The following is a 22,067-nucleotide window of genomic DNA, read 5'->3' as shown; positions in this document are numbered from 1 at the left end:
TATAGATAATCTAACTTAATTATAAGTTGGCACACTTTTTTCATAGAATTAATCAACTTTAGTGTACTGTCAATATAACAGTACAAGAGCTATCTAAAGTATAAATTATGCTATAAGCAAATTCGGGGAGAAAAGAAAATGGCTCTATATGTACAAACAAATACATCGTCTATAAATGCACAAAGACGATTAAATAACGCAACTAAATCTTTAGATACAACCTTTAAGCGTTTATCTTCAGGTTTAAGAATTAATTCTGCTAAGGATGATGCTGCAGGCTTGCAGATTTCTGACAGATTAACATCTCAGATTAATGGTCTTAAGCAGGGTAACAGAAATGCCAATGACGGTATTGCTCTTTGCCAGACCATGGAAGGTGCTCTTGATGAAACCACATCAATGCTTCAGCGTATCCGTACTTTAGCTCTTCAGGCTGCTAACGGAACTAATACTACTATTGACCGTCAGGCTATCCATGAAGAAGTACTGCAACTGTCACAGGAAATTACACGTATTGCATGTAAGACAACCTTTGGTGGTCAGCAATGTCTTGCAGGTGCAAGCAAAGGTATATTCAACAATAAAGGTGAACTTTCATTCCAGGTTGGTGCCTATGCATTTGATACCCTGACTGTGACTATGTCAAACGGTTTTACCATATCAGGTATCTGTGCTCAGTATAAGAAGCAGACTGGTAGTGGTAGTTTAGAAATGGGTGGTGCTGCAACTCAAGATAACACCACAAATGGTCTTTATGAAGAAAAGGTTGTTGTAGGTAATAATCAAACAGTGTCATATTATGCCTTTTCTGTTCATTCTGCATCAGCAGCTCAGAATACTATACAGACAATCGACAAGATCATAAATATTGTTGATTCTAAGAGAGCTGAGCTTGGTGCATTGCAAAACAGAATGGAATCAACAATCCGTAATCAGGAAAATGTCGCTGAAAATGTATCAGATGCAAGATCACGTATCCGTGATACTGATTACTCTGAGGAAGCTTCAAATCTGTCAGCTCAGCAGATTATCCAGCAGGCTGCTCAGAGTGTCTTGACTCAGGCAAATCAGAGACCTCAGATTGCAATGAATCTGCTAGGTGGCTAGCAAACAATAATTGATCTCCCCAGTATGGTGCTCAATAGAGCACCATCTAGGAGTATTTTTTATTAACCAAAAGAAGTGAAAAAAAAAAAGATAATCAGGCGTAAACGCTGATTCCAAGTTTAGAGCTGATATTTTCTCTTGCATCCTGATTTAAAACACTTTTGTATGCAGCAATTTTTGAATTCTTTGAATCCATAAGACTGCCGTACTGTCCTTTCATGCTCTCATAATCAGAACTGCTGGCATTGGAACTCTTCTCTTTATAAGAAGATGAAACATCTGCTACTTTGCTTTCTGTAACATTTTGCTTAGGTGCAGGCAACTGATTCTGCTGCTCAAGTCGCTGCAGATTTACAGGATTCTGAATAATCTGGTAACCAGATCCGATTGAGTTTATAGCCATAAATTACCTACCAATACTGACCTGTATAGTATAGGTAATTTTAAAGATTATTCAATTTATGCAAATCACAAACTTAGAAAAAACTTAGTTACTGATCTGATACTTTTTTCCATGTAACTTCGTTTCGCACATATAAAGGCAGTGCAAGTGAAGGATCTAAAGCGTCGCCAGATTCAAATTTTTGTTTGCCTTCCTTTAGAATAAATCTGGCATTAGGATATAAAACAGATGGCTCTACCCCATTAAAAAGACCTTCTTTTTTAAGATATTCAATGCCGGTACCTGCAAGTGCGCATGAATCAAGGTCAATTCCTAAATCCATTAGTTTTTTTGCACACTCTGAATAAGGAAGGACAACCTCTGAATCGATAAGCTTAACATTGCCGTTATCATTTTTATAAACAGCAAGATAAAGCTCATTCATTCTTGCATCAATTGAACTTACAACATATGGAGCATTCTCATTTTTTGACAGAGCCTCAAGAGCAAGTGCCTCAAGTGAAGTTACAGGTGCAATTTTAAGATCCAAGGCAAGAGCCAAGCCCTGAGCTGTTGATGTTGCAACTCTAACACCAGTAAATGATCCTGGACCAACACAAAGTACTATTCCGTCAAGCTCATTTTTATCAACTAAAGCTTCTTTTAATAAATCATCAATCATTGGAAGAATAAGCTCTGCATGTTTTTGTGGTGCAAGATTGCTCTTGAAAAATTCCTCACCATCTTTGTAAATTGCAACAGAAATATTCTCAGTTGCTGTATCTAATGCTAAAAGTTTCATATAAATTCATATCTCAACTGTTTGTACTTTGTTTTAAGAATTGTAATACATCATCAGTAGTATTGCATACAGTCATTTTAGGAAGAGAGTGTAAAAAGATTTTTCCATATGAATGACTTAAAATTCTAGGATCGGCAATTACTAAGCCTCCGACATCTGACTCATGTCTTATAAGTCTGCCAGCACCCTGTCTTAAATCAATCACTGCCTCAGGTACACATAAATGAGCAAAGCTTTTGTTTTTACCAAATTTTAAATCATAACTCTGACATCTTGCTTTAAATAAGGGATCAGATGGTGATGTAAAGGGAAGCTTATCAATAATAACAAGGGATAGTGCTTTTCCAGGGACGTCAACTCCAGCCCAAAAAGAAGCAGTTCCAATTAAAATGGCATTACCACTTTTTTTAAATTCCAAAAGCATGTTTGAGTTAGACAATCCTCTGTACTGACACAAAACAGCTCTCTTTTTTGAGAATTTTTCAATGCATAATTCATAAGCTGTTTTTAATGCGCTAACAGATGTGGTTAGCAAGAAAACACCACCATTTACATTGTTTATCAGATCTTCAAGCATGCAAATAATCTTGCTTATTCTCAAAGAATCTTCTGCTTTTGGAAAATCTTTTGAACAAAAGAAAGCGGTTTGCTTTTCGTAATCAAAATTTGATTCAACCTCAATACAGTTAACGCTGCTATTTGCACCTATATCACGTATAAACTTATTAAACTTATGATCAATGCAGATTGTTGCACTTGTAAATAATGTACTTACATTGTTGTTTTCACATTTTTTTATAAAAGATCCAAACTTATCACTAATTTCAAGAGGTGTGAGCTGAAGTTTGAATGACTTTTTGGATACCTCAACTGTGCCTACATACTTTCCTGCATTTTCATTATCCTTCTTATCAAGAGTCATCAGATTTACAATAGTAGAAATCGCTTCTGAAAACATAATGATTCTAGATTCAAAAAAGTCTTCATTAAGCTCTTTTTCAGCTATAAACAATTTTTTTGCTGACAGAAATGATGAATACAAATCAACCATTCTCTGTCTGAATTGATTACTTACTACCTTGTACTCTTCAAATGGATCATCGCTTTGAAAATAGTCTTCATATTTGTAAAAGTTGATATGAGCCTTAGGACCGTCAGCATATGGCTGTCTTGAAAGAAGATATGAGTGCATTGACTCAAGACTTGTAATTATCTGATTGTATGCTTCAATTATGTCTTTTACAGGTACATCGACAAGAGTTTTTACGATGAAGGCTACATCCTCCTGAAAACACTTTTTTAAATATAATGAAATACTAAATGACAGATGCTCTCGTCCAACAGATGGAAGATCATGAGCCTCATCAAAAACTACAGCTCTGTATTTTGGCAACATAACAGGTGGACACAGAAAGTTAAAGGGATCTTCAATATCCATTGTTGAGAAAAACAAAGAATGGTTGATAACAACAACCTTTGATGATGTAGCCTTTTTTCTTGCTAGATAACAGAAACACTCATCATAGTATTTGCATTTCCTTTTCTTGCAGTACTCTCGATGCATTGTTACTTTTGATACTACAACAGAATCAAACTTTGAGTTTACCTCACAAAAATCAATTTCATTATCGCTTTGAAGTGCAAGATCAGTTTTTTCAACCAATAGCTCAAGTTTTGCCATTATTTCAGGTGTGATTACACCTTTTTTCAAATCAGAGTCATCATCAAGAAGTTCTATATCAGATTTATTTCTCTCAATTTGTTCTGTATTTTTGATTTTCTTTGCACTCTCATCAATATAGTCATCAAGTTTTAATCCATTACTTGAGGCAAATTTATTTGACAGTTCATAATATTTGTCTTTGCAAAGATAATTTGAAAATCCCTTTAATGACATGTAATTGTGCGGGATCTTTAGAATATTGCAGATAGCAGGCAGATCTTTTTGAATCAGCTGATCCTGAAGTGCCTTTGATGCTGTAGAAATAAGAATTGTTTTTGATGATAAAAGAGCTGGCAAAAGATAGGCAAAGGTCTTACCGGTACCGGTACCTGCCTCGCAGACTAAAGATGAGTTTTCCTTTAAAGTCTTCTGATACTCCAATGCCATTTTAAGCTGACCTTCTCTGAAAACGAAATTGTTGTCAGTTCTGGCAATCTTTCCATTTTGACCTAGATATTCTTCAACATCATGAAAAACTGTAAGATTGCCACTGTTTTCAGGAAAGTCAGACATTTTTTATTTAAAGCCTATATAAGATCTTATCAGTCAATTGTATAGACTACATTAACCTCTGATGACACCTTTACAGGTGCTGGTGTATATTCAGCAACCATGCTCTGCTTTGCAGAATTTACAGCCATGAATCTTGGAGCATGTTCAAGCTGTGCATCTGAAAAACTGATTCTGCAGACTCCTTTGACCTTAACATTAAAGCCCTGAGCAAGTCTTAAAGCCTTTTCTTTAGCATCGGTTATTGCATTTGCATCAGCAATTTTTTTAAGTGATGAGCTGTCTTTTAGTTCATATGTAAATCCGCCAATCTGCTCAATTCCAGCCTTTAAAGCAAGATCGGTCAGTTTTTCAATCAACGTAAAATCAGAAATTTTGAAAGTAATCTCTCGATTAGCATTGTAACCGTCAAAAACTCTTTTACCATCATTATAGTTATAGACAGGATACAAAGACATACTCTCAGAAATAATCTGCTCTTTTTTAAGTCCAAGCTTTAAAGCACTTTCAATAAGAATAAAAGCCTTCTGCTCAACATTTGATCTTACAGCCTTGGCATCTTTTCCAGATGATGCTGCCACAAAGCTCAATGAGGCAACATCAGGAGTTGCAGTTACACTTGCAGTTCCTGTTACTGAGATCGTCCCTTCATCCTCGCAGGATGATGCCAGTGCAGCATTCTCAGAGCACAGCAGAACAAATACAGGGCAAAGTGTTTTTAAAATTTTATTATTCATAATTTTTTTCATACAAACTCCTTATTGAAAGGATCAAACTAAGAATCCTTATCCTCATGTCCATAATCTACGTCAATATTCATATTGACAGGATATCCCATAAAGGTCGTTACCTTATTTAAAATACTACAAAAAAGCTCACATTCTTTTTGTGTGTCATAAGCAGCTCCGTGAGCTTCTTTTAAATCAAAGTCAATTCCAGAGGCAATACAGGATTTGACAAGAACACTCTGTCCTAAAACAAGCAATGAAAGTGAAGCTGTATCAAAGACAGAAAATGGATGAAATGGACAGCGCTTATAGTTTAAACGCTCAGCTGCAGCATAAATAAAAGACAGATCAAAATTACCATTATGACCTACAAGAATCGCTCTTTTGCATTTTGCAGCTTTCACTTTTTTTGAAATTGCCTTGAACATAGGAAGTAAAGCTTCTTCCTCTGTTTTAAGATCTCGGCTTTCATCAAAAGGATCTATTCCTAAAAACTTTATATTAGATTCATTTATATTTGCACCTTCAAAAGGTCTTATATTTGCCTTAAAAAGCTCATCTGGAACAAATTTTCCATTTTCATCAATTTTCACAGTCATCATTGCAACTTCAAGTAAAGCATCCTTTTTAGGATCAAAACCTGCAGTTTCAACATCCACAACAACAGGAAGAAAACCTCTGAATCTTGATTTGATTGAATAATCCTGCTCTGCCTGTGAAACACTGTATGATGGTGTGCTCTTAGGTGAATTTTCTGAATTTATACTGTCTGACACTTTTTTATCTACTGTAACTAAAAAAATAACCTATATTATTTTACTTCATTTTCTAAAATTTAGATATTCAAAAAAATGCTATCAAAAATCTCACACATATCAAAAATTCACAAACAAAAATATTTTCAAACAAAATATAGAGTCATAACAATGAAATTATAATTACGTTTTCGTATAATAGAAAAAGTAACAGGCCTTTTTATCGACAAAGAGAACAATTATGAAAGGAATTCTTCTTGCAGGCGGCAGTGGCACTCGTCTTTATCCTCTGACCAAAACAATATCAAAACAGCTTTTACCGGTTTATGATAAACCGATGATTTATTATCCTTTATCAACGTTAATGCTTTTTGGAATCAGGGATATTCTTATCATATCAACTCCAAGAGATCTGCCAAATATAGAAAAACTTTTAGGCACTGGTGAAAAACTCGGTCTTAAACTAAGTTATGTTGTTCAAGAAGAGCCAAACGGAATTGCACAGGCATTTTTACTTGGCGATAAATTCATAGGCGATGATGATGTTTGCCTGATTCTTGGAGACAACATCTTCTACATGGGAACACAGTTTGGTGAATTTGCCAAGGAAGTTGAAGACAACAAGGGGAAGAAAGCAACAATTTTTGCCTATCATGTAAATGATCCAAAACGCTTTGGCGTAGTCGAATTTGACAAGGATCATAACGTTATCTCAATCGAAGAAAAGCCAGAAAATCCAAAATCAAATTATGCTTCTGTTGGTCTTTATTTCTATCCAAAAGATGTAGTCCAGAAAGCAAAAACATTAAAGCCATCTGCTCGTGGTGAATATGAGATTACAGATTTGAACAACCTTTATTTAAAAGAAAACAGAATGTCTGTTGTTCCTATGAAACGAGGAAATGCATGGCTAGATGCAGGAACCCCGGACAGCCTTATGGATTCAGGTTCATTTGTTCAGATTATTGAAAAGCGCCAGGGGCTTAAGCTTGCATGTATTGAAGAAATTGCTTACAAGCTAGGCTTTATTGATGATAAAATGATGCGTTCTTTAATAGACGATCTGAAAAACTGCGACTATAAAAACTATTTAATAAAGGTTTTAGAGGAAAAACATGAACTTTATTAAAACTCCTTTACAGGGTGTTTATATCATTGAGCCTAGGGTTTTTACCGATCCTAGAGGCTACTTTTTTGAAAGCTACAAAGAATCAGAATTTGAAAAGGCTGGTATTAAAACCAAATTCGTTCAAGATAATCAGTCTTGTTCAAGTTATGGTGTCATAAGAGGACTGCACTGTCAGACAGGAGAACACTGTCAGGCAAAACTAGTGCGTGTTCTGCAAGGTAGAGTTCTTGACGTTGCTGTAGATATCAGACGTGATTCACCAACCTTTGGCAAGCACATAAGTGTTGAGCTTTCTGATGATAATTTCAAACAGCTGTACATTCCTCATGGATTCTTGCACGGATTCTCAGTTCTATCACAAACTGCTGTTTTTGCATACAAGGTAGACAATTTCTACAACAAGGAATCTGAATGGGGTATGAGATATGATGCTCCTGAATTCAACATCGACTGGCAGGTACCAAAAGACAAAATCCTGACATCAGAAAAGGATCGCATTGAAAATTCTCTGTCAGATGTGCCTGATTTTTTTGTTGAATAATAGAATTAAAAATATTTTTAGGAAAAACCTATGACAAAATCTATTTTAGTAACCGGTGGTGCAGGATTTATCGGTTCAAACTTTGTGCCATACTTTTGCAAAAAATACTCTGATTATCACATCATCAATATCGATAAGTTAACATATGCAGGTGACTTATCTAATCTTACAGAGTGTGAGAATGACTCAAACTACACATTTGTAAAAGGCGATATCTGTGATGAGGATTTAATTGAAGAACTTTTTAAAAAATATGATATCAGAGGTGTAATTCACTTTGCTGCTGAATCACATGTTGATAATTCTATTAAGGGTCCTAAGATCTTCATGCAAACAAACGTAATGGGTACTTTTACCCTACTTGATGCTGCAAGAAGACACTGGATGGATGAGCCATTCAAAGTAAAGGCAGGCTATGAGGATGCACGTTTCCACCATATTTCAACTGATGAGGTATATGGTACCTTAGGTGAAACAGGTTACTTTACAGAAACCACTCCATATGCACCAAACAGCCCATACTCATCATCAAAGGCAAGCTCAGACATGATTGTAAGAGCTTACCACCACACATATGGTCTTAACGTTACAACATCAAACTGCTCTAACAACTATGGTCCAAAGCAGAATCATGAAAAACTTATCCCTCATATCATTGAGAATGCACTAAACCTTAAACCGCTTCCTGTATACGGTCAGGGTCTGAATGTTCGTGACTGGTTATATGTTCTTGATCACTGTAAGGCAGTTGATCTGATTTTCCATAAGGGTAAATCAGGTGAGACCTACAATATTGGAGGTCACAACGAAAGAAATAACATTACTATCGTGAACACAATCTGTCAGATGCTTGATAATGAGGTTCCAAGAGAGGACGGTAAGTCATACAAAGAGCTTATCACTTTTGTAAAGGACAGAGCTGGTCACGATTTACGATATGCAATTGATGCAACCAAGCTTACAACCGAGCTTGGCTGGGTTGCTGATGAAAACTTTGATACCGGTATTGTAAAAACAATCAAGTGGTATCTTGAAAAATTCAAAAAATAATCTGTAACCATATAAAGGCTCACAGTTAAGTGAGCCTATCTTTTTTTGAAAAAACATTTTCAAAAAAGATCCAAATCTCCTATCAAACATAAGACATTTGTTCAAAACATTGTGCATAAACTCGCAAATTTATTCATTAATCAGTTTTTGTTAATAATTTTTCTTTTTAAATAACATACTTGCTGTATAATTTTCTTATAAAACAGCGTATAAAAATATGCTGAAAATATAACTAGTTATGTGGCTTAAAAGAATTAGCAAAGTACAGTACCATGAAATTGAAAGTAAAATTATTATCTGCAATATGTTTAAGTGTCGTAATTTCAGCTGTAGTGTGCTGTACCTATAATTTTACCTGTCTGTACAAAAGTGCAATCAAAAACGAATTTGAATCTCAGAAAAAATACAGCATGCTTATTACAAATGCACTAGATCTGAGACTAAAAGAGCCAAATTCCCAGATAGAAAAAATCATTGATCAGATTGCATTCACTCAGCTTGAAGCTGTAGAAAAATTTCATCAGTTCTATAAAAAACAGGATCTCCTTGATTTTTCAACATTCCAGTATTTTGCAATTTCTAATGCATCAAATCAGCTGTTTGAAGCAAATGAGATCTCAAAAGGCGAAAACTGCCTTGCAATGTATAAAATTCCTGAGAATAAACAATCGAAGGTTAAAAGTGAGCTTTTAGCCAAAAAGGTTTCTTTTGACAACCTTTGGTGTACAGTTGATAAGGAGCAGGCTTTTTTAGGATATAGAATTTTAAATATTGCTGATAAGAACTTTTTATATCTGCAAAAAATCAGTGCATCTGATCTTTACGTAGAAAAGAGCTTATTTGATAAAATTAAGGATCTTGATATAAATAAACTTCTTTATAAAGATGGATATTTACAGACAAAGAATCCTACAGCTGTTGTTATCCTGTCTTCAAAAGGTAAGATTTTAAATTCAAATCTAGATAAGAGTGTTGCTGTAAGCTATACAGACAGTATCTTAAAGGATGACTTTAATGAGGCTCACAAAAGCAATCTTATAAAGCAGATTGCTCTTGAGAATGCAAAGGATAACAAAGCTAAGATTGTGACAATCAGCTATCTTCAAGAATATGATGCTTTTGTTGTTGTAGCAAAAAACAAAGGACCTATCATTAGAAAGGAAGTTATCTCAATCCTGTTAATTGCAGCATTAGCTTTCTGTGTTCTCGGTCTTTTGGTTTTCGTAACACTAAAACTGCTCGCTTTTGTAAATAAAGATTTAAAGAGTATTGAAAACAATATCAATGTTTTAAAAACAATTATTCTTGAACCAAAAGAAAGAACAGAACAGTCTGTTTCAATGGTTGATACAAACAAATTCACTCTTGAAAAACTTGATAATGTATATTCAGCTGTAGCTGACTATGCAAAAGAAGTAAACAGTTGCATTGAAAAGAAGATTGAAGAGCTCAATACAGTTTGCCAGAACTCTGTGAAAGAAGCTGTAGAAAACAAGGAGCTTTCAATGATTAGCTCATTCCACAAGGATATGGCTAATGCAGGCGCTGATATGCCAAATTCTAAATTCCTTGATATTGCATCATTCCTTGTTCCTGCAAAGACTGATCCAAAAGCCTTTTACGATATTTTCAGAGTTGATAAGGATAATATCGGTATTATTTTTGGAAAAACCTCACAAGGTTCTTTAAAGTCAATCAGTGCCATCAACATTATTACAAGTTTTGTTAAGGATGCTCTGACACATAAGAATTTACTGCCAGCTCAGGCTCTTACAGATGTAAACCATATTCTGATGCAAAGAGAGAATGGTGATCTTAACATAACATGTTTTGTAATGATTTTAAGTGAGTTCACTGGTAACTTCATCTACTCAATGGCAGGTCTTAACCTACCAACTCTTATTCATCTGCACAAAGAGCAGAAGCTTGAAGCTAAAGCTATTCATGCTGAACTTTGCACAAACAAGGATGAGACATATATAGATTCAAAAGGTAAATTTACATATCTTGATACTCTGGTATTTGTAAATACTGATATTACAGACATTAAAGATGAACAGGGTAACGAATTTACACTTGAGAAAATCATGGAAACATTCACACAGAAGGCTGATGATGAGGCTTCAGATCAGTTGATTTCATTCTATAGAGAGCTCAAAAAGCATGCTGGTGCTGATTTTGAATCTTTAAATAAGGATGTCAGTGCAATAGTTATAAAAAAGAATGCAAATAACAAGGAATTTGAATAACAATTTTCGTTAAACAAAGTGAGGAGCCTTCAACTTTTGTTGAAGGCTTTTCTTATTTCAGGGCAAAGAATTTTATAAGAAGAAAGTTTAAAGGAACAGTAAACAACAGATTGAAAAAAGGAGCTATATACTTATCAATATCAAAAAGGACGATAAAAACATATGAACCTATATTTGTAAGAACGATACCTGTAAAAAAGTATGAGGCATATGTTTTAAGGAGCATATAAAATTCATTTTTAAAAGAGAACTTCTTTGAAATATTAAATACATATCTTCTGTTCCAGTAGTATGACCACGCAACAGACAGAACAAAAGATACAACATTTGCCACATAAAAATCATAGCTAAGCTTAAATGGGGAGAGACAAAGAAGTGTCACTACAATAATAAGGTAAGCAATAGCTGTATTTGAAAGACCTACGATACCAAATTTAATAAACTGTTTTACAAGATTATTAAAAGACTCTGACAATGATAATTTCATGATAGATACAATCTGATAATTTAAGATGACTGAATTGTACTCTATACAAGATAATATTCACAGAAAAAAATATATTGTTATTTTGTTACAGCAACAAAACAATTGCTCGCCTTTGCTTGCATACTATCGTTTTCACAGTAAAAAATGTGATATACTATACATAGTTGTTTTTATGCTGTTTTTTATTAGCTCAAGGGCAACTTATTTATTAATCAGACAAAAGTAATTTAATTTTAATTTAAAGAGATAATTATGAGTACTTGCAAAGCATGTTGCGAAAATCAAGGCAGCGAAAAGAAGCGCCTGCGTATTGCAATTCAGAAATCCGGTCGCTTAACAGATGAAACCTTAAAATTATTCAAGAGCAGTGGTATCAAAATTTCTGCAAACCGTGATCATCTACTTGCACATGCTGAGAATCTGCCTATCGACATTCTGCGAGTACGTGACGATGATATTCCAGGTCTTGTTATGGATCATGTTGTTGACTGGGGTATTGTTGGTCAGAACGTTTTAGAAGAAACCACCATGCAGCGTGAGCTTGACGGCATGCCAACCGGCTTTAATGAGGTATTAAAGCTTAACTTTGGTGACTGCAGACTATCTGTTGCTGTTCCTACAGAGCATGAGTGGACAGGTTTAAAGGATCTTGAAGGTGCTAAGATTGCAACTACATATCCACACCTTTTAAAGAGAGTTTTAAAGCAGGAAGGCGTTAACTTCAAATCAGTTCTTTTAACAGGTTCTGTTGAGGTTGCTCCAAGAGCTGGTCTTGCTGATGCAATCTGTGATCTTGTATGCACAGGTGCTACTCTTCAGTCAAACGGCTTAAAGGAAGTACAGACAATTTATACATCCAAAGCTGTTTTAATCGGACGTGATCAGGAATTATATCCAGAGAAGAAAGCTATTGCCGATCTTTTAATTGAGCGTTTCAAGGGTGTAATGAGCGCAGAAGAAAGCCGCTACATCATGATGAATGCTCCAAAGGCTAAACTAGAGGCAATCAGAGCAATTCTTCCTGGTGCTGAGAATCCATCAATCATTCCTCTTGAGGGAAGCGATGATCATGTAGCGCTGCACGTTGTTTCACGTGAAAAGCTTTTCTGGGAAACACTAGAACAGTTAAAGTCATTAGGTGCTACATCAATTCTAGTTGTACCAATTGAGAAGATGTTAGGTTAATTTATACAGGATAGATGATGGAAATAAAAATTTGGAATAATCTGTCTGAAAATGAACAGCAGGAAATTCTTACAAGACCTGCACAGTCAACTTCTGGCAAGGTTGAAGAAATTGTTTCTAATATCATCATGCGTATTCAAAAAGAGGGCGATAACGCCCTTTTTGAGTTTTCAAGAACCTTAGATAAGTATGAAGGCAAAGATCTTGAAATCAGCGCAGATGAAATCAGTGCTGCATGCAAAAGAGTGGATTCAGAACTTAAGGCTGCCATTGATACAGCTTATGATAATATCTATAAGTTCCACTCTGAGCAGAAGTATCATGAGGTTAACCTAGAAACCTATCCTGGAATTGTATGTAAGACTCATACACATCCTATTGATTCAGTTGGTCTGTATGTACCTGGTGGTTCAGCACCTTTGGTTTCAACAGCGCTTATGCTTGCAGTACCGGCAAAGATTGCAGGTTGTAAAGAGGTTATCCTCTGTTCACCTCCTCCAATCTCGGATGCTATTATCTATGCAGCATCAAAGGCGGGTGTTCGTCGCATCTTCAATTTAGGCGGTGCACAGGCTATTGCTGCAATGGCATATGGAACACAGAGTGTTCCTAAGGTATTAAAGATTTTCGGACCTGGCAATCAGTTTGTAACAATGGCTAAACGTTTAGCATCAAACGATCCTAGAGGCGCAGCAATTGATATGCCTGCAGGTCCATCAGAAGTTTTAGTTATTGCAGATGATAATGCAAATCCATCATTTGTTGCAGCAGATCTGCTCTCTCAGGCAGAACACGGACCTGACTCTCAGGCAATTTTAGTATGCCGCTCAGTTGAGTTTGCAAATGCAGTAACAAAGGAAGTAGATACACAGCTTGCTGCTCTGCCACGTGTTGAGATTGCAACAAAGGCTCTTTCAAAATCAAGCATTATTGTTGTTGATTCTATTGAGAAGGCAGCTGAAGTTTCAAATATCTATGCACCTGAGCATCTGATTGTTCAGATTGAAAATCCAGATGAGATTTTAGGTTCATTAAGAAATGCAGGTTCAATTTTCGTTGGTGCATATACACCAGAATCTCTGGGTGACTATGCATCAGGCACCAACCATACTCTGCCTACATACGGTTATGCTAAGACCTGCTCTGCTCTTGGTCTTGATGACTATAGAAGACGTTATACTGTTCAGCATGCTACAGCAGATGGACTTAAGAAAATTGCAGCTACTGTAACAAAGATGGCTGAAGCTGAAGGTCTTGATGCACACAAGAATGCTGTTGTTGTTAGAGTAAATTCTTTAAACCAGGAGTAACCATGAATTTTGAGAAGTTGATTGTAAAGCACGTACAAGAACTTGTTCCATACCAGTCTGCAAGAAGAATTGGTGGTCATGGTCATAACTTCCTTAATGCAAATGAATCTCCAAAATCAGAAGGTTACTTTTTAAACTCAACCACTCTTAACAGATACCCAGACTGTCAGCCTGAGGAGCTTATTGAAAGATTTGCTGACTATGCAGGTGTTCACAAGTCTCAGGTTATTGCAACACGTGGTTCTGATGAGGTAATCGGTTTAATAGTAAGAGCATTTTGTGAGCAGGGAAAAGAAGGTATTTTAATTGCACCTCCAACATATGGTATGTATGAGGTTGCAGCAAATACCAACAATGCAATAGTTGCAACAGTTGATCGTCATGAGGATTTTACTCTTGATGCAAATCAGATTATTGATGCAGTTAAATCATCAAAGTTCCCTGTAAAGGTTGTATTTATTGATTCACCTGCAAATCCTCTGGGTATTGTATTCAAGAAAGAAGAGCTTGAAAAGGTTCTTAATGCACTTGAAGATACTTTGATTGTGCTTGATGAAGCTTATATTGAATTTGCTCAAAAAGAGCATGATCTGACCTATCTTGTAAAGGACTATGAGAATCTTGTTGTAACAAGAACCTTATCAAAGGCCTTTGCACTTGCAGGAATCAGATGTGGCTTTGCTATCGCAAATGAAAATATCATCAAGGCTCTTTTAAAGGTTATTGATCCATACCCAATTTGCGATCCTGTAGCTCAGATTGCTATTCAGGCTCTATCAGATCATGCAGTTGGTATGACTTTAGAAAGAGCAAAATGCTGCAATGAGCGCCGTGAAAAATTAAGAGCAGATCTCAACGAACTGCCTTTTGTAGAAAAGATTTTCGAATCTCACGGCAACTTCCTTTTAGTCAAGTTCAAGGATGGACCAAAGGTATTTAACAGGATGGCACAAAAAGGCGTAATTTTACGTTCTTTTGAAACAAAAAAGGGCCTGAAAAACTGCGTAAGAATCTCTATTGGTTCTGATGTAGAACTTGAAGAGCTTGTACGTTATCTAAAAGAGTTAGACATCTAACAGGCTTTGGAAATAAATTATGAACCTCTCTGCTGATTCTTCTTATGATCTATCCTGAGAGGTTTTTTCTCTTAAAGACATAACCTAAAATTGTTTTGTAAATAATCTATGAAAAAGTACCTATTTATCGACAGAGACGGAACCCTTATTAAAGAGCCTCATGATTATCAGGTTGATGATCTATCAAAGGTTGTGTTTGAAAAGAATGTTATTCCTGCCCTTTTAAAACTCAAGGAAGCAGGATATACCTTTGTTATGGTATCTAATCAGGATGGACTTGGAACTGAATCATTCCCTCTTGAGACATTTACTCCAGCCCATGAGCTTGTTCTTAATACCCTATCATCACAGGGCATTGATTTTGAGCAGGTTCTTATCTGTCCTCACAAACCTGAAGACAAATGCAGCTGCAGAAAACCAAATATTGGAATGGTTTTACCATATCTTGCTGATACTTCATGGGACAGAGAAAATTCATATTTTATCGGAGATAGAGATACTGATGTTCAGATGGGTCTGAACATGGGCATCAAATCACTTAAGCTAAATGCTCCAAAAGAAAAATGTGTTTTTTGCGCAAAAGATAATTCTAATAAGCCTTTAACCTATGATGAGCTGAAGAAACTTGGTGAAAGTGGCAGCGCACTCACTCTTGATAGCTTCGTTGTTACTACTTTAAACAGCAACAATCTTGTAAATGAAGACAACTGCCCTGCTCTTAACGATTCTATGATCCTTGACTGGGATTCAATTGCAAGGATGCTCTGCCAAAGGCAGAGAGTTGCAACAGTTGAGCGCAATACCAAGGAAACACAAATCAAAGTAAGTGTTAATCTTGATAAATCAGGATGCTCTCATTTTGACACAGGTATGGGCTTCTTTGATCATATGCTTGATCAGATTGCAACCCATGCAGGCATCAGCCTTGATGTTAGAGTAAAAGGTGATCTGTTTGTAGATGAGCATCACTCTATTGAAGATACCGGTATTGCTCTTGGTGAGACACTGGTAAAGGCTCTTGGAGACAAGCGCGGAATCAAACGTTTTGGTTTTGTTCTTCCAATGGATGAGGTCTATGCAAAGATATTCTCTGAATCTCTTGATGATGATGGGGTTACAGTTGCACTTGATATTTCAGGAAGACCTTATTTCAAATATGATTTTGAAAAAGCCTTAACTAAAGACAGTGTAGGTACAATGCCAACTCAGATGGTATCCCACTTCTTTGGTTCACTTTCAACAGCAATGGGCTTAACATTGCATATGTATGTTTCTGATGGCAACTGTCATCATCAGGTAGAAGCCCTTTTCAAAGCCTTCGGTAGAGCTTTAAGAATCGCTTTAAGCCGTTCAGGTAACGATTTACCATCTTCAAAAGGAAAACTCTAATGCGCCTATTTATCATTGATACTGGCTCTGCTAACTTAAATTCAGTAAAGCAGGCATTCAAGAGGATCGGAGCTGATGCTGTAATAAGCTCTGATGTTAGCGAACTTAAAACAGCTGACAAGCTCGTTCTGCCAGGCGTAGGTACAGCATGTGCTGTTATGGAAGGTATAGATAAATATAACCTTGCATCATTTATTTTAGAGAATAAAAAACCTCTTTTAGGTATCTGTCTTGGTATGCAGATCTTAGGTACTCACTCAGAGGAAACACCTTTAGGTTCAGATGAGAATGATGTCATAAAATGTCTGTCGATTGTAGATGGCAGCGTTCACAAGATGAAAGCAGACAACTCACTTAGAATGCCTCATATGGGTTGGAATACAGTAACTCACACAGATCATCCTCTGTTTGATGGTATTAAGCAAGATGCCTATTTCTACTTTGATCATTCATTTGCCATGAACGAAGGAAGCTTTACCATCGGCAAAACCACATATGGTGAAACATTCTCATGTGCCGTTGCCAAGGATAATTTCATGGGTGTACAGTTCCATCCTGAAAAATCTTCACATGCAGGTTCAAAATTATTAGAAAACTTTTTAAAAAATTTTTAGGATAGAACAATATTATGATTATTCCAGCTTTAGATCTTTCAGGCGGTAGAGTTGTCCGACTAAAACAGGGTGACTTTGATAAAAAGACAGTATTTGATGTTGATCCTATCCAGAGAATCAGAATTGCAGCAAATCAAGGAGCTGAGCTTATTCATATCGTTGATCTTGATGGAGCAAAAGATCCTGTTAAGCGCCAGAGAGCAAAAATCAAGCAGATTGTTGACTCTTCACCACTTCCAATTCAGACTGGTGGCGGTATCCGTTCACAGTTTGACATCAAGAATCTTCTTGACTTAGGTGTAGAGCGTGTTGTTGTTGGCTCTGTTGCTGTAAAGAACCCAGAGCTTGTTCGTGGCTGGTTCAATTACTTTGGTTCAGACAGAATTACGCTGGCTCTTGATGTACGTTTAATTGACAACGTTCCTTATGTTGCAACACACGGCTGGCTCAAGACTTCAAACACAACTCTTGATCAGGTGTTAAAGCACTTTATTCCTTATCACATTGAGCACATCCTTGTAACAGATATCAGCCGTGATGGCATGATGTCAGGTGCTAACAACTCACTTTATGCAACACTAGCTGATAAGTATAAGGATATTGATATTATCGCATCAGGTGGTATCTCATCTTTAGAAGATATTAAGGCAGTAGCAAGAGCTGGGGCAACATCTGTAGTATTAGGTCGCTCACTGCTTGAGAACAAATTTACCGTAGAGGAGGCTGTACTATGCTGGCAAAACGCATAATTCCATGTCTTGATGTAAAAGATGGAGTTGTTGTAAAGGGCGTGCAGTTTAAAAACCATGAGGTAATGGGCTCTATTGTTGATCTTGCAAAACGTTATGCAGATGCTGGTGCCGATGAACTTGTGTTTTATGATATTACAGCTTCAGCCGATGCAAGACGTGTTGACAAATCATGGGTTGCAAAGATTGCAGAGGTTATCAATATTCCTTTTGCTGTTGCAGGAGGCATCAAATCAGTTGAAGATGCAAGAACAATTCTTGCCTATGGTGCAGATAAGATTTCAATTAACTCACCTGCTTTAGCTGATCCAACTCTTATTACAAGACTAGCTGACAAATTTGGTGTTCAGTGCGTAGTAGTTGGTATCGATACTTATTATAACGAAAATACCGGCACCTATCAGGTTAAACAGTATACAGGTGATGTATCAAAAACTGTTACAACATCCTGGAATACACTTGACTGGGTACAGGAAGTACAAAAAAGAGGCGCAGGTGAAATCGTTTTAAACATGATGAACCAGGACGGCATGAAGAACGGTTACGATCTCAAGCAGTTAAAGCTTGTTCGTGATGTCTGCTCTGTTCCTTTAATTGCATCTGGCGGTGCTGGCACCATGGAGCATTTTAATGAAGCATTCTCACTTGGATGTGACGGTGCACTGGCAGCATCTGTATTCCACAAGGGAATCATCGATATTGGTGAACTGAAAGAATATCTGAAAAATAAGGGAGTATGTATTCGTGATTAGATATTTTCATGGCTTTGAAAGCATAGACGAGCTTGATTTTGCAAAGAATAACGGTCTTATTCCTGCAATTGTTCAGGACTGTCAGACAGGTCAGGTCCTTATGATGGGCTATATGAACAAGGAATCAATTCAAAAAACTATTGATACACATATGGTGACATTCTTTTCAAGGGACAGGCAAAAGCTATGGACTAAAGGTGAGGAATCAGGAAACTTTCTACATATGAGAGCTATCACAACTGACTGTGATAAGGATACTCTCCTAGTTCTGGCAAGACCTGATGGTCCTACCTGCCATAAAGGCACAACAAGCTGTTTTGATGCATCACCTCTTCCTGATGCAACAAACCGTTACATCAGTGGGCACCCTCTTGAAAGTTATAATTTTGTAAAATAAGAAAATGACACCTCATATTGGACTTGAATTAAAAACAGTGATCATTTTTACAGCCCTTGCAATGCTGGGGCTTGTAATTGATCTTTTCGCTCATAGAGCTGATAAGCCTGTATCTATTAAAGCAGCTTCCTTCTGGACTCTATTCTGGATTGCAATTGGCACTAGCTTCGGTATCTTCCTGTACTATTACTATAGTGCCGACGTTGCTGCACTATACTTTGCAGGTTATGCTCTTGAAATGTCTTTATCTGTAGATAATCTATTCTCAATCATGGCTGTTTTCTCATGGTTTGGTGTAAAGTCAGGCTACACGCACAGAGTTCTATACTGGGGTATCATTGGTGCTGTAATCTTCAGACTTATATTTGTTCTGGTAGGTACTGCTCTGTTTGCTCTTGGTGCCTATGTTGAAATTGTGTTTGCTCTATTAGTTGCACTCTCTGCAATTCTTATGATGACAAAAAAAGAGAATGAGGAAATATCTGATTTTTCAGCACATCCTGCTTACAAACTTGTTAAATTCTTCATTCCTCTTTATCCAAAGATTTTTGGACATAATTTCTTTATTTCCAAAAAACAAGTTGAACAAGAGCTATTAAAAGAGGAAAACAAAGGTATTACACTAAAAAGAAAAGGTCTTTTCTTTGCAACTCCACTGTTTTTATGTCTTGCAATTGTAGAGACATCTGATCTTATGTTTGCCTTTGATTCAGTACCTGCTGTTATTGCAGTTTCAAAAGATCCATTTATCGTATATTCTTGCATGATCTTTGCAATCATGGGTCTTAGATCAATGTATTTTATTCTTGATGCGCTTAAGAATACTTTAGTACATCTTGAAAAGGCTGTAATTGCTCTACTGTTCTTTATTGCATTTAAACTGTTTGCATCAGCATCACTTCATCTTTTTGGATTCGGAATTGAAGTTGGCATCCAAGAATCTCTAGTTGTAATAGCATCAGTTCTTGCTATTGGCATTGTTTCAAGCCTTATATTTAAAGGAAACAAAGAGACAAAATAAAACAGAAAACAAGCAGTAGCTTGATTTTCAATAATTATCTTGCAAAATATAATTATTCTTGTAAAATTAAGCTACAAATTTTGGTGAGATGTCTGAGTGGCTGAAAGAGCACGCCTGGAAAGCGTGTATACGTGAATAGCGTATCACGGGTTCGAATCCCGTTCTCACCGCCAGAGCACCTAATAAGGTGCTTTTTTTATACCTAAAATCAATCAATTATATTTTTATATTTTCCTTGTATTTCAATATGTTATATATACACTAGTGTTACTTTTCTATTACTTGGGGTGCACTTGTCTATAACATAAAAAAGCACTAAACTAGGACAGTTCTAGGACACTTTTTTCTATAAAAATGTTAAAAATCACGAAAGTGATCCGTCAATATCATGCGAAGTTGATCCGTCTTTTGTACCAAAAAAATCCGGATCATCTTGAAGTGAAAAATTGAACCAAATTTCGAGTTTTCTTTTCTCTAATCCAAGGTCAAAATGATCCTACCTTATTTAAGCCTTACGACCTTGAGAAAGACTAATCTGCAGATTGCTATCAGTAGTCAGAATACCTTTTGAAATAAGGTTTCTCACGTTTTTTTTCATCAACACCAATGTCACGTGCAAACTCTCTGCGTGAAACTCCATCAGGAAAATAATCGGACATATCTGCTACCTCTCAAAAAGACTATCTTTCTGCGGATTATTACAGCAAAGTCCGCATTATAAAAAGTAGTGTAGCTAGACGATTTTCGGTCGCCTTGCCACCCGAGGTCATTGGCGTGTCGTCACAGTACCTTGACAAACTATTGACGACTGTATTTGCTTGGAAAGATATATCGTATTGCTTGAACGCAGGAAGCAATGAAGGAAGGACCGGCAAGTAAATACCAAATCCAATCGTTCTTAAAAACTATCATAAACAAACCAGATAGAAGGAGAATACCTGAGAAAAATAATAAAATATAAACGAAAACCTGCCCTGTGCGAATTTGAGCCATATTTTCGGTATGACAATTCTGTACAATCTGATTCTTTCTGTTCTGCTCTTCAAGAATACTAGTCTTTTGCAATTGCTGATCAGATTCTGCCATTGATAAAATTCGTTCAGCTGCACAGGTAATACACTATTGTAACCAGCAAAAGCTTCCGGTGTTGGTAATGGTCCCTAGTACATTACACTGCTGTTAATCACTGTAGGCTGTTTGTTTACTCTAGTTTGCTTGACCATTCTTCATAACCTTGTCAGCAGCGTTTCTAATTAAGTACCCCACATTGTCAAAATGCCTGCCTATACCAAAAACATAAGGCTCTTGATCTTTTGAATTTAATTCGGCCATCATGCGCTTATTTCTCTGTTCTACAGCCATTCCAAGAGTATGTGGAAATAAACCTCATTTAATCACAAAATGAACCTAGATCAGGTAACACTTGAAACAAAATTCTTGATACACACGAAACTTAATCGTGGTACCCCTTCCTTAAAAATAAGATCAAATACGCCATTTTATAGGCAAAAATGCATATTTCAGGGAATACAGCAGATCCCCATCCGCACATACTGTTTGGCATCCCTATGAAATCATTTAAATTGTGCTATTCATCAAGATAAACTCATTAAACATTAATAATGACTTGAGAAAAGGAATAGGTAAAGATTAGGATTGAGAAAGGAAGTTATTTTTAGGAATTAAAAAAGCCACAACCCTCGTCTGGAAAACCATGGTTGTGGCTGACCAAAAAGTCATGCACATTTTATCACAGACTTGCTTTAAAACAAAAGTGATTAAAGCTGATGGTCAACATCAGCATCACCGTTTTGAACTAACAGATGTAGCATTTGAAATGCTAGTCTTACTTTATAAGTCTGGCACAGTAAAGCATCATGGCTATGTCAGAAGATATTTCATTGATCATACAGGTACAAAAGCTAAGATAGAAGTACCCCGCATAATCGTATTTGATGACGGTCATATTAAAACTCACGTAATCCTGCCAGATTTTCTATTACCATTCACCCGATACTGTTTAAAAGCCTTTGTTATGGCTAACGAATCATATATGACTGAAGATCTTAATTGTGCCTTATATGATAAAGTGAAAATGTATGATCTCTTTT

23 protein-coding genes and 1 tRNA gene are annotated in these 22,067 nt (G+C 36.3%); 16 read left to right on the top strand and 8 right to left on the bottom strand.

Annotated elements, in window-relative coordinates; genetic code table 11:
• Positions 1-138 precede the first annotated feature (138 nt).
• Positions 139-1,107 carry a flagellin N-terminal helical domain-containing protein gene (locus J5V48_RS07375; protein ID WP_219937930.1) on the top strand — a complete coding sequence of 323 codons (969 nt, stop codon included), beginning with the start codon at positions 139-141 and terminating at the stop codon, positions 1,105-1,107.
• Positions 1,108-1,201: 94 nt separating this feature from the next.
• On the opposite strand, the gene J5V48_RS07370 is transcribed toward J5V48_RS07375, so the two are convergent.
• The 5 genes from J5V48_RS07370 to rnt form a co-directional block, all read right to left on the bottom strand.
• Positions 1,202-1,510, bottom strand: coding sequence for a hypothetical protein (locus J5V48_RS07370; RefSeq protein WP_219937929.1), 309 nt, complete (start codon positions 1,508-1,510; stop codon positions 1,202-1,204).
• Between the two features lie 88 nt (positions 1,511-1,598).
• Entirely contained in the window at positions 1,599-2,291 is a 693-nt protein-coding gene (gene tsaB, locus J5V48_RS07365) for a tRNA (adenosine(37)-N6)-threonylcarbamoyltransferase complex dimerization subunit type 1 TsaB (protein ID WP_219937928.1), read from the bottom strand.
• Between the two features lie 13 nt (positions 2,292-2,304).
• Positions 2,305-4,527 carry an ATP-dependent DNA helicase gene (locus J5V48_RS07360; protein WP_219937927.1) on the bottom strand — a complete coding sequence of 741 codons (2,223 nt, stop codon included), beginning with the start codon at positions 4,525-4,527 and terminating at the stop codon, positions 2,305-2,307.
• 29 nt (positions 4,528-4,556) lie between these two features.
• Positions 4,557-5,273, bottom strand: a complete 717-nt coding sequence (locus tag J5V48_RS07355) for an SIMPL domain-containing protein (RefSeq protein WP_219937926.1) — start codon at positions 5,271-5,273, stop codon at positions 4,557-4,559.
• 26 nt (positions 5,274-5,299) lie between these two features.
• The gene (rnt, locus tag J5V48_RS07350) at positions 5,300-5,947 is read right to left on the bottom strand and encodes a ribonuclease T (protein ID WP_418896169.1); all 648 of its coding nucleotides are present in this window, start codon (positions 5,945-5,947) and stop codon (positions 5,300-5,302) included.
• A 301-nt stretch (positions 5,948-6,248) separates the two neighbouring features.
• On the opposite strand from rnt, the gene rfbA reads away from it, so the two are divergent.
• The 4 genes from rfbA (at position 6,249) to J5V48_RS07330 (ending at position 10,976) form a co-directional block, all read left to right on the top strand.
• Positions 6,249-7,136: a glucose-1-phosphate thymidylyltransferase RfbA gene (gene rfbA / locus J5V48_RS07345; RefSeq protein ID WP_219937925.1), complete on the top strand. Its 888-nt coding sequence runs from the start codon at positions 6,249-6,251 to the stop codon at positions 7,134-7,136.
• Positions 7,123-7,677 carry a dTDP-4-dehydrorhamnose 3,5-epimerase gene (rfbC, locus tag J5V48_RS07340; protein ID WP_219937924.1) on the top strand — a complete coding sequence of 185 codons (555 nt, stop codon included), beginning with the start codon at positions 7,123-7,125 and terminating at the stop codon, positions 7,675-7,677. The genes rfbA and rfbC overlap by 14 nt, the downstream gene beginning before the upstream one ends.
• Positions 7,678-7,707: 30 nt before the next feature.
• Entirely contained in the window at positions 7,708-8,727 is a 1,020-nt protein-coding gene (gene rfbB, locus J5V48_RS07335) for a dTDP-glucose 4,6-dehydratase (RefSeq protein ID WP_219937923.1), read from the top strand.
• 272 nt (positions 8,728-8,999) lie between these two features.
• Entirely contained in the window at positions 9,000-10,976 is a 1,977-nt protein-coding gene (locus J5V48_RS07330) for a PP2C family protein-serine/threonine phosphatase (RefSeq protein ID WP_219937922.1), read from the top strand.
• A gap of 52 nt (positions 10,977-11,028) precedes the next feature.
• Here the strand turns inward: J5V48_RS07330 and J5V48_RS07325 are convergent, their stop codons facing one another.
• Entirely contained in the window at positions 11,029-11,463 is a 435-nt protein-coding gene (locus J5V48_RS07325) for a GtrA family protein (protein WP_219937921.1), read from the bottom strand.
• A 252-nt stretch (positions 11,464-11,715) separates the two neighbouring features.
• On the opposite strand from J5V48_RS07325, the gene hisG reads away from it, so the two are divergent.
• The 10 genes from hisG (at position 11,716) to J5V48_RS07275 (ending at position 20,129) form a co-directional block, all read left to right on the top strand.
• Positions 11,716-12,648: an ATP phosphoribosyltransferase gene (gene hisG, locus J5V48_RS07320; RefSeq protein ID WP_219937920.1), complete on the top strand. Its 933-nt coding sequence runs from the start codon at positions 11,716-11,718 to the stop codon at positions 12,646-12,648.
• Between the two features lie 17 nt (positions 12,649-12,665).
• On the top strand, positions 12,666-13,958 hold the full coding sequence (hisD, locus tag J5V48_RS07315; protein WP_219937919.1) for a histidinol dehydrogenase: 1,293 nt from the start codon (positions 12,666-12,668) through the stop codon (positions 13,956-13,958).
• Positions 13,959-13,960: 2 nt separating this feature from the next.
• Positions 13,961-15,034, top strand: a complete 1,074-nt coding sequence (gene hisC, locus J5V48_RS07310; RefSeq protein ID WP_219937918.1) for a histidinol-phosphate transaminase — start codon at positions 13,961-13,963, stop codon at positions 15,032-15,034.
• Between the two features lie 108 nt (positions 15,035-15,142).
• Positions 15,143-16,423 carry a bifunctional histidinol-phosphatase/imidazoleglycerol-phosphate dehydratase HisB gene (gene hisB, locus J5V48_RS07305; RefSeq protein ID WP_219937917.1) on the top strand — a complete coding sequence of 427 codons (1,281 nt, stop codon included), beginning with the start codon at positions 15,143-15,145 and terminating at the stop codon, positions 16,421-16,423.
• Positions 16,423-17,037 carry an imidazole glycerol phosphate synthase subunit HisH gene (hisH, locus tag J5V48_RS07300; RefSeq protein ID WP_219937916.1) on the top strand — a complete coding sequence of 205 codons (615 nt, stop codon included), beginning with the start codon at positions 16,423-16,425 and terminating at the stop codon, positions 17,035-17,037. The genes hisB and hisH overlap by 1 nt, the downstream gene beginning before the upstream one ends.
• Positions 17,038-17,051: 14 nt before the next feature.
• Positions 17,052-17,786 carry a 1-(5-phosphoribosyl)-5-[(5-phosphoribosylamino)methylideneamino]imidazole-4-carboxamide isomerase gene (gene hisA / locus J5V48_RS07295; protein WP_219937915.1) on the top strand — a complete coding sequence of 245 codons (735 nt, stop codon included), beginning with the start codon at positions 17,052-17,054 and terminating at the stop codon, positions 17,784-17,786.
• On the top strand, positions 17,768-18,538 hold the full coding sequence (hisF, locus tag J5V48_RS07290; RefSeq protein ID WP_219937914.1) for an imidazole glycerol phosphate synthase subunit HisF: 771 nt from the start codon (positions 17,768-17,770) through the stop codon (positions 18,536-18,538). The genes hisA and hisF overlap by 19 nt, the downstream gene beginning before the upstream one ends.
• Positions 18,531-18,935, top strand: a complete 405-nt coding sequence (hisI, locus tag J5V48_RS07285) for a phosphoribosyl-AMP cyclohydrolase (RefSeq protein ID WP_288136008.1) — start codon at positions 18,531-18,533, stop codon at positions 18,933-18,935. The genes hisF and hisI overlap by 8 nt, the downstream gene beginning before the upstream one ends.
• A 4-nt stretch (positions 18,936-18,939) precedes the next feature.
• Positions 18,940-19,956, top strand: a complete 1,017-nt coding sequence (locus J5V48_RS07280) for a TerC/Alx family metal homeostasis membrane protein (RefSeq protein ID WP_219937913.1) — start codon at positions 18,940-18,942, stop codon at positions 19,954-19,956.
• Positions 19,957-20,038: 82 nt separating this feature from the next.
• Positions 20,039-20,129 (top strand) — tRNA-Ser (locus J5V48_RS07275).
• Positions 20,130-20,754: 625 nt separating this feature from the next.
• Here the strand turns inward: J5V48_RS07275 and J5V48_RS07270 are convergent.
• Entirely contained in the window at positions 20,755-21,042 is a 288-nt protein-coding gene (locus J5V48_RS07270) for a hypothetical protein (protein WP_219937912.1), read from the bottom strand.
• Positions 21,043-21,162: 120 nt separating this feature from the next.
• Complete coding sequence (locus J5V48_RS07265) at positions 21,163-21,318, bottom strand: hypothetical protein (RefSeq protein WP_219937911.1); 156 nt, start codon at positions 21,316-21,318, stop codon at positions 21,163-21,165.
• Between the two features lie 358 nt (positions 21,319-21,676).
• On the opposite strand from J5V48_RS07265, the gene J5V48_RS07260 reads away from it, so the two are divergent.
• A partial coding sequence (locus J5V48_RS07260) for a DUF6431 domain-containing protein (protein WP_219937910.1) occupies positions 21,677-22,067 on the top strand: 391 nt, incomplete at its 3' end.

It is taken from the genome of Succinivibrio faecicola (assembly GCF_019448115.1).
Lineage (GTDB): Bacteria > Pseudomonadota > Gammaproteobacteria > Enterobacterales > Succinivibrionaceae > Succinivibrio > Succinivibrio faecicola.
This window is presented reverse-complemented; position numbering and strand designations above follow the sequence as displayed.